Origin of the sequence: Cellulomonas iranensis NBRC 101100 = JCM 18110, from assembly GCF_001552375.1 — a bacterium.
In the GTDB taxonomy this organism is placed as follows: domain Bacteria; phylum Actinomycetota; class Actinomycetes; order Actinomycetales; family Cellulomonadaceae; genus Cellulomonas; species Cellulomonas iranensis.
Genome location: NZ_BCRB01000123.1, coordinates 1 through 7,924, shown reverse-complemented (window position 1 = coordinate 7,924; position 7,924 = coordinate 1). Strand labels below are relative to the sequence as shown.

Here is a 7,924-nt window from a genome sequence, read left to right as displayed (position 1 = left end):
GGGGCCGGGGCGGGAGGGATCAGGGGGTGGCGAGGGCCGGGGCGGGGTGCCGCTCGGGCGCCGCGGCGGGTGCGGGCGCACCCTCGGCGGGCAGCCCCCACGCGTGCGCGAGCAGCGCGAACGAGCGCGCGGTGTCGGCGGGGTCGTGGGTCGACGTCGTGACGACGAGCTCGTCGGCCCCCGTGACGCGCTGCAGCGTCTGCAGGCCGGCGACGACCGCGGTCGGGTCGCCGACGAACCGCGTGTCGACGCGGTCGCGCAGCACCGCGCGCTCGTCGTCGGGGCGGTCCTGCCAGGCGACGGACGCGTGCCGCGGGTAGGTGCGGGCGCCGCCCGCGGTGCGGCGGATCGACAGCACCCAGTCGGCGTGCGGCGCGGCGAGGTCGTGGGCGCGCTCGTCGGTGTCGGCCACGAGCACGTCGGCCGAGACCGCGACGTACGGCGCCGCGAGCACGCCGGGCCGGAAGGCCGCGCGGTACGCGGCCACCGTGTCGAGCGTCGTCGCCGGGCTCACGTGGTAGTTCGCGGTGAGCGGCAGGCCCAGCTCGCCCGCGACGCGGGCGCTCTCGCCGGCGCTCGACGCGAGGACCCACAGCTGCCAGTCGGCGCCCTGCACGGGCGGGCTGACGTACGGGCGGCCGTCCTCGTCGCGGTACGTGCCGGCGTGCAGCGCGAGCACCAGCTCGAGCTCGGCGCGGAAGCTCGCGGCCGTGCGCGAGGCGCCGACGACCCGCTGCTGCGCGAGCAGCCGCTCGCGCAGCGCCGAGTCGCCGAGGTCGAGCGGCGGCGCGGCGGGCACGTGCAGCCCGTCGACGTCCCGCGCGGGTGCGAGCGCGGGTGCGAGCGCCGGTGCGGGCTGGTCGGAGCGCCGTCCGCCGACGTCGCGCGGCGCGAGCGCGCGCCCCAGCCCGAGGTCGACGCGCCCGGGGTGCAGCGCCGCGATCGTCCCGAACTGCTCGGCCGCGACCAGCGGGCTCGTCGTGCTCAGCAGCACCGCCCCGCTGCCCACGCGGATGCGCGACGTGCGAGCGGCCACGGCCGCAGCGAGCACCGCCGGCGCCGCCGACGCGACGCCCGCGCCGAGGTGGTGCTCGGCGTACCAGACGCGCCGGTAGCCGAGCCGGTCGAGCAGGACGGCGCGGTCGACGGCGGTGCGCAGCGCGTCGGCGCCGGTCGACCCCTCGGGGACGACGGCGAGGTCGAGGACGGACAGCGGCACGCGGGCCGCGCGGGGGTGCGTCATGGGTCGGTCAGCCTCTCGGGGTGGGGACGGCGGCGCGCGCGGGCCGGGCCGGGACGGGCCGGGGCCGCGCGAACCGGGCGAGCGCGAACGGGGCGGGACCGGGCGCGTCGCCCGTGGCCAGGTCGGCGAGCACGCGCCCGACGGCGGGCGCGAACTTGAAGCCGTGGCCGGAGAACCCGGCGCCGACGACGAGCGGTCCGCGCCGGTCGAGCACGAAGTCGTGGTCGGGCGTGGTCGTGTACGTGCAGCTCACGGGCGCGAGGTCGTCGGGGTCGAGCCCGGGCAGCCACGTGCGCACGTACTCGCGCAGGGCCGCGAGCTGCGTGGGCTCGGGCCGGTACGTACGCCGGTCGGGGTCGGTGACCGGCCCGACGCCGTGGAACCCGACCTTGACCCCCTCGCCGGGCGTCACCAGCCCGTACACGCCGCTGGGCCAGCCCGCGTCGGGGCCGGGGTCGTGCGTGAAGCTCGGCCACGTGGCGAGCAGCGCGGGGTCGCGCGCGGCGAGGTGCGCGGGCTGCTCCTGCGTGACGACGAGCGGCAGGACGTCCTCGGGCCGCACCGGCGGGCCGGTGCGCGAGCCCGCGAACGGCCCCCCGAGCAGCGGCCCGACGAGCCCCGCGCTCCACGCCCCGACCGTGACGACGACGCGCCGCGCGACGAGGTCGCCGTGCCGCGTGACGACCCGCACGCCTCCGGGCACGGGCTCGAGGTGCCGCACGGGCGCCTCGTGCCGCACGTCGGCGCTGTGGGTGGCCGCGGCGCGCTGCAGCGCGGTGACGGCACGGTCGGCGTGCAGCCGGCCGGCGGTCGCGGTCTCGTGCAGCACGCGGCCCTCGAACCGCAGGCCGGGCCACCGCTCGGCGGCCGCGTCGGGCGTGAGCCACGTGTGCGCGATCCCGCGCGCGGCGAACGCGGCGGCCACGGCCTCGGCGCGCGCGGCCGCCGCTGTGCCCGGGTGCGCGTGGCTCACGCCACCGGTGATCTCGAGCAGCGCGACGCCCGCGGCGGCCTCGAGCTCGCGCCACCACCGGAGCGCCTCCTGCGCGAGGTCGAGGTAGACCGGCTCGGAGTACGTGGTGCGGTAGATGCGCGACGCGCCGTGGGACGCGCCGTGCACGTGCCCAGGTGCGAACCGCTCCAGCAGGACGACGTCGCGCCCGCGCCGGGCGAGGTGCCAGGCCGCGGCCGACCCCATGACGCCGCCGCCGACGACGACGTGGTCGACGTGCTCGGTCATGCGTGCTCCTCTCCCGTCGCGGGCGCGACGCGTGCGTGGGTGGGCGGTGGGGTGCGGGACGTCGTCAGGACGTCTTCGGCAGCCCGGGCGGGTTGGTCTGCGACTCCGCGACGGCCTCGGACGTCAGGCCCCAGCGCTCGAGGACCCGCGCGTAGCTGCCGTCGGCGATCGCGTGGTTGATCGCGGCGGTCACAGCGTCGGCCGCGTCGGCGCCCTTGCGGGTCGCGACGGCGATCTGCGCGGTGTCGGGCCAGCCGCCGTTGAGCGTGCCGACGACCTTGAAGTCCTGCGGGCTGACGGCCGCCTGGTACGCGAGCGACGCGTTGGGCCCGACGTAGGCGTCGAGCCGCCCGGACTGCAGCGCGAGCAGGACGTCGGAGAACTGCTCGTAGTACTCGGGTCCCTGCACCGGGTCGAGCCCGGCGGCGGTGTTCTGCCGGTCCCACTCGAGCAGGATCTTCTCCTGGTTGGTGCCCGAGCCGACGCCCACGACGAGGCCCGCGACGTCGGCCGGCTCGGCGATGCGCTCGACGTCGGAGTCGGCCGCGACGAGCCAGCCGAGCTCGTCGTTGCGGTACGTCGAGAAGTCGATGGTCTCCTTGCGCTCCTCGGTCACGGTGACGTTGGAGATGACGGCGTCGACGTCGCCCGAGCCGAGCGCGAGCGGCCAGTCGGCCCACGCCTTGACCTCGAGGCGCAGCTCCTTGCCGAGCGCGTCGGCCACGAGCTGGGCGATGTCGGTCTCGTTGCCGATGGGTGTCTTGTCGTCGTCCGCGAGGAACCCCAGGGGCGGTGCGGCGCCGGCGCTGATCGCGACGACGAGCTCGTCCTTGGCGGCCCACGCGGCGGGCAGCAGCGCGATCGCCTCGGGCGACTCGGTGGTGCGCACGCGGTCCTGGTCGGGGCTCGTGCTCACGGCGAGCCCGGCGGGTGCCGCGGCGGTCGAGGTGCCCGCGTCGTCGGGCGCCGCGGCGGCGGGCGCCTGCGTGCTGACCCCGGAGCACGCGGTGAGCGCGAGCAGCGGCAGCAGGGCGAGCGCGGCGAGCGCGCGGGAGGTGCGGGCGTTCGGTGTCACGGGAGACCTCTCGGGGTGGGGAGGACGGCGCGCGGGTACGGCGCGCCGCGGGACCGGCGGGTGGCAGGAGGGGACGTGCGGGCGGGTCGGGGTCAGAGGACCTTCTGCAGGAAGGCGCGCGTGCGTTCGTGGCGCGGCGCGTCGAGCACCTGGGAAGGCGGGCCCTGCTCGACGACGACGCCGCGGTCGAGCAGCACGACGGTGTCCGCGACCTCGCGCGCGAACCCGATCTCGTGCGTGACGACGAGCAGCGTCGTGCCGGTGCGCGCGACGTCCTTCATGACGTCGAGCACCTCGCCGACGAGCTCGGGGTCGAGCGCCGACGTCGGCTCGTCGAACAGCAGCACCGACGGACGCAGCGCGAGCGCGCGCGCGATCGCGACGCGCTGCTGCTGACCGCCCGAGAGCTGGCGCGGACGCGCGTCGGCCTTGTCGGCGAGCCCGACGCGCGCGAGCAGCTCGCGCGCCTCCGCCTCGACCTCGGCGCGCGGGCGCCCCTGTGCCGCGACGGGCGCCTCGACGACGTTCTCCACGGCCGTGAGGTGCGGGAACAGGTTGAACGACTGGAAGACGAAGCCGATGCGCGTGCGCTGCCGCAGCACGTCCCGCTCGGTGAGCTCGCGCAGCGTGCGCCCGCGCCGGCGGTACCCGACGAGCTCGCCGTCGACCGCGACGAACCCGCGGTCGACCTTCTCGAGGTGGTTGACGACGCGCAGCAGCGTCGACTTGCCCGACCCCGACGGCCCGAGCACGACCGTGACCGACCCGGGCTCGAGCGTCAGGGACACGCCACGCAGCACCTCGAGCGTGCCGTACGCCTTGTGCACGTCGTGCAGCTCGACGCGGCCCGTCGCGTCCGCGAGCCGGTCGACGGCCGCGGACGTCGCGGCGCTCACGCCCGCTCCCCCGCGGTCGGCGCGACCGTGCGCGACGTGCGCGTCAGCACCCCGACGCGCGCCCGCGCGGCGTACGCCGGTGGCACGCCCGGTGGCACGTCACGCCCGGTGAACCGCGCGCCCGCGACCTGGACGGTCCACCGCGCGCGCTGCAGCGGCGTGGGCGGCAGGGTGCGCAGCGCACCCTTCGCGTAGTGCCGCTCGACGTAGTACTGCACGACCGTGATGAGCGTGGTCAGCACGAGGTACCAGATCGACGCGACCAGCAGCAGCGGCACGACGCGCCCGTTGCGGCCGTAGATGACGCTGACGATGTAGAACAGCTCGCCGTACGCGAGCACGTAGACGATCGACGTGCCCTTGAGCAGCCCGATGACCTCGTTGACGGCCGTCGGCACGATCGTGCGCATGGCCTGCGGCAGGATGATGCGGCTCACCTGGCGGCGGCGCGGCAGCCCGAGCGACGCGGCCGCCTCGTGCTGCCCCTGGTCGACCGACAGGATCCCGGCGCGCACGATCTCGGCGGAGTACGCGGCCTGCGAGAGGCCGAGCCCGAGGATCGCGGCCCAGAACTTGTCGACGACCGACAGCGTGTCGAACCACAGGTACTCGGGGCCGAACGGCACGCCGAGGCTGAGGTGCGGGTACAGGTAGGCGAGGTTGTACCAGAGCAGCAGCTGCAGCAGCAGCGGCACCGACCGGAACACCCACGTGTACGCCCAGGACACCGACCGCAGCAGCGGCGAGCGCGACAGCCGCATGAGCGCGAGCACCGTGCCGAGCGCGAACCCGACGACCGCCGCGACGGCGGTGAGCCGCACGGTCGCCCACGCGCCCTCGACGACCGACGGCCACGTGAGGTACTGCGCGACGACGCCCCACTCCCAGCGGTCGTTGGTGACCAGCGAGCTGACGACCATCGCGAGCAGGACCGCGACCGCGGCCGTCGCGACCCAGCGCCCGGGGTGCCGTGCCGGGACGATCCGCAGGCCCTCGAGACGGTCGTCGAGCCGGTCGTCGCGGCCGCTGCGTCCGTCGGCGGCCCCGGCGTCGGGTCCGGCGCCGGCCGCCGGGTCGGCCGGGTGCCGCGCGGGCGGCGGGACCAGCAGGCGCGACTCGTCCTGCGCGAGGTGCGTGCTCACGTCGTGACCTCCAGCCACTTCTCGAACGGCAGCGGACCGGCGGGGGCGACCGTCGGGTCGAACAGCGGGCGGTAGCCCGTGGTCAGGTAGAGACCGGCGGCCTCCGGCTGCCGCGGACCGGTCGTGAGGTAGAGCCGCCGGTACCCGCGGGCCGCGGCGCGCCGCTCGAGCTCGGCGAGCACGCGGCGCGCGAGCCCGCGGCGGCGGTGGGCCGAGTGGGTCCAGATGCGCTTGAGCTCGGCCGTGCGAACCGCGGGCGTCCCGTCGCGGCGCCGGGTGCCGGCCCGCTCCAGGCGCGCCGCGTCCCCCAGCTCGGCCTCGGTGCGACGCCGGAACGCACCCCCGGCGAGCGGGGCGCCGTCGGCGAGCAGGAGCAGCAGCTCGCCGTCCGGGGGTGCGAACTCCTCCGCCGGGTAGTGCTCCATCTCGTCGCGCAGCTGCTCGGCGGTCAGCAGGCGCCGGTACCGCGACCAGTACTCGTGCGCGAGCTCGTCGATCAGGGGCCGCACGAGCGGGTCGTGCAGGTGCACGCTGCGCACCTCGAGCGCGTCGCCCGGCACGGGGCCGGCCCCCACGGGCGCGGTCGTGGTCACCGCGGCACCCGCTCACCCGCGGTCACCGCGAACGGCAGGTGGTTGCCGGGCACGGGTGCGGGGCACGTGCCGTGCTCCGAGAACGCGTACGGCAGGTTGACGGCGCGGTTGAGGTCGAGCCGCAGCGTCGTCGCACCGGGGCCGGGGACCCCGGCCTGCACGACGCGCCACGGCGCGACGTCGTCGGCCTCGTCGCTGAACAGCAGCGTCACCGTGCCGCCGGGCGCGCCGGTCAGCGCCAGGGTCGCGCGCCGCCCGTCCCGCGCGACGTCGACCTCGCCCACGACCTGCACGCGGTGCACGAGACCGGGCCGAGCCGCTCCCACGACGACCTCGCGCGGCTCGGCGTACCACCGGACGGGCACGTCGAGCACCCACGACGCGTCGTGCGGGTACGCGGGGACACCCGTGAAGGCCACCCTCACCGGCGCCTGGGGGTCACGCAGCCGCAGCGCGTACCGGCCCGTGCGCCGCACGAGCTCGACCGCGACGTCGCCGGTCCCGGTGCCGTCCGCCGGTGCGCGTCCGGCGGGCAGGTAGGTCGTCACGACCTGCGAGCCGCCCTCGGCGACCGCGTGCGTCGTGACGTCGGCACCGACCGCGTGGTGCACCTGGTCGGCGTCGACCCACCAGCGGCCGGGCACGTCGCCCAGCACGGTCGGGGCGTGCGGGACGGCGAGGTACGCGACGGGCGAGAGCCAGCCGTGCGGTGCGCGCAGCTCGTCCTCGCGCGCGGCGCGCCACGCGGCGTGCGCGGCGGCGGTCGCGGCCCGGTCCGACGCGGACGGGGCGTCGGTCGGGGTGTCGGCGTCCGGTCGGGTGGCGGTGTCCTGCAGGGTCATGGCTGGTCCTCTCGTGCGTGCGTGCCGGGGATCGCGCCGACGAGCTCGGCGGTGTAGGGGTCGCGCGGGTCGTCGAGGACGTCCGCGGTGCGCCCGGTCTCGACCAGGCGGCCGGCACGCATGACGCCGACGTGCTCGGCGACGCGGCGGACGACCGCGAGGTCGTGCGAGACGAACAGGTAGGTCAGGCCGCGGCGCTCGCGCAGGTCCGCGAGCAGGTCGAGCACACGGGCCTGCACGGACACGTCGAGCGCGCTGGTCGGCTCGTCGAGCACCAGCAGCTCGGGGTCGAGCGCGAGGGCGCGCGCGATCGCGACGCGCTGACGCTGCCCGCCCGAGAGCTCGGCGGGTCGGCGACGCGCGAGGTCGGGCGACAGGTGCACCTGGGCGAGCAGGTCGGCGACGCGCTCGCGCCGCTCGGCGGGCGTGCCGACCCGGTGCGCGCGCAGCGGCTCGTCGACGGCGCGCGCGACCGTGAAGCGCGGGTCGAGCGCGGTCGACGGGTCCTGGTGGACCAGCTGGGTGCGACGCCGCAGGTCGCGCAGGGCGACGCCCCGGGCCGCGGCGACGGTGACGCCGTCGAACCGGACCGCGCCCGCGTCGGGCCGGTCGAGGCCGAGCACGAGCCGCGCCGTCGTCGACTTGCCGGACCCCGACTCCCCCACGAGCGCGAACGCCGAGCCGCGCGGCACCGCGAACGTCACGCCGTCCACCGCACGCAGCACCTCACCCGACCGCCGCGGGCCGAGGCGGAACGTGCGGGTGAGCCCGTCGACCTCCACGAGCGCGGGCGCCCCGCTCGCCGCGACGTCCACCCGTGGGGTCGCCCGCGGCGCCGTCCTCGCGGCAGGGCGCGCGGCCGGGGGCACGGCGCCGCGCGCCGTCGGCGCACC

The 7,924-nt window shown here is 77.1% G+C and carries 8 protein-coding genes; all 8 read right to left on the bottom strand.

What is annotated here, in order from left to right; genetic code table 11:
• Positions 1-19: 19 nt before the first annotated feature.
• Entirely contained in the window at positions 20-1,243 is a 1,224-nt protein-coding gene (locus CS2_RS17015) for an LLM class flavin-dependent oxidoreductase (RefSeq protein WP_070320871.1), read from the bottom strand.
• A 7-nt stretch (positions 1,244-1,250) separates the two neighbouring features.
• Positions 1,251-2,483 carry an FAD-dependent oxidoreductase gene (locus CS2_RS17010; protein ID WP_070320870.1) on the bottom strand — a complete coding sequence of 411 codons (1,233 nt, stop codon included), beginning with the start codon at positions 2,481-2,483 and terminating at the stop codon, positions 1,251-1,253.
• Positions 2,484-2,547: 64 nt separating this feature from the next.
• Positions 2,548-3,558, bottom strand: a complete 1,011-nt coding sequence (locus CS2_RS17005; protein WP_070320869.1) for an ABC transporter substrate-binding protein — start codon at positions 3,556-3,558, stop codon at positions 2,548-2,550.
• A 92-nt stretch (positions 3,559-3,650) separates the two neighbouring features.
• A complete protein-coding gene (locus CS2_RS17000) occupies positions 3,651-4,454 on the bottom strand; it encodes an amino acid ABC transporter ATP-binding protein (RefSeq protein ID WP_070320868.1) in 804 nt (267 codons plus the stop codon).
• A complete protein-coding gene (locus CS2_RS16995; RefSeq protein WP_070320867.1) occupies positions 4,451-5,596 on the bottom strand; it encodes an amino acid ABC transporter permease in 1,146 nt (381 codons plus the stop codon). The genes CS2_RS17000 and CS2_RS16995 overlap by 4 nt, the downstream gene beginning before the upstream one ends.
• The gene (locus CS2_RS16990; protein ID WP_201775259.1) at positions 5,593-6,189 is read right to left on the bottom strand and encodes a GNAT family N-acetyltransferase; all 597 of its coding nucleotides are present in this window, start codon (positions 6,187-6,189) and stop codon (positions 5,593-5,595) included. The genes CS2_RS16995 and CS2_RS16990 overlap by 4 nt, the downstream gene beginning before the upstream one ends.
• Positions 6,186-7,031 carry a DUF1684 domain-containing protein gene (locus CS2_RS16985; RefSeq protein WP_082740328.1) on the bottom strand — a complete coding sequence of 282 codons (846 nt, stop codon included), beginning with the start codon at positions 7,029-7,031 and terminating at the stop codon, positions 6,186-6,188. Before CS2_RS16985 ends, CS2_RS16990 begins: the two co-directional genes overlap by 4 nt.
• Positions 7,028-7,924 (bottom strand): ATP-binding cassette domain-containing protein (locus CS2_RS16980; protein WP_156442188.1); only part of this gene is annotated, 897 nt, incomplete at its 5' end. The genes CS2_RS16985 and CS2_RS16980, both read right to left, overlap by 4 nt.

Coding starts and splice junctions, on each gene's coding strand:
- CS2_RS17015 (WP_070320871.1), bottom strand. CDS start 1,243: ATGACGCACCCCCGCGCGGCCCGCGTGCCGCTGTCCGTCCTCGACCTC.
- CS2_RS17010 (WP_070320870.1), bottom strand. CDS start 2,483: ATGACCGAGCACGTCGACCACGTCGTCGTCGGCGGCGGCGTCATGGGG.
- CS2_RS16985 (WP_082740328.1), bottom strand. CDS start 7,031: ATGACCCTGCAGGACACCGCCACCCGACCGGACGCCGACACCCCGACC.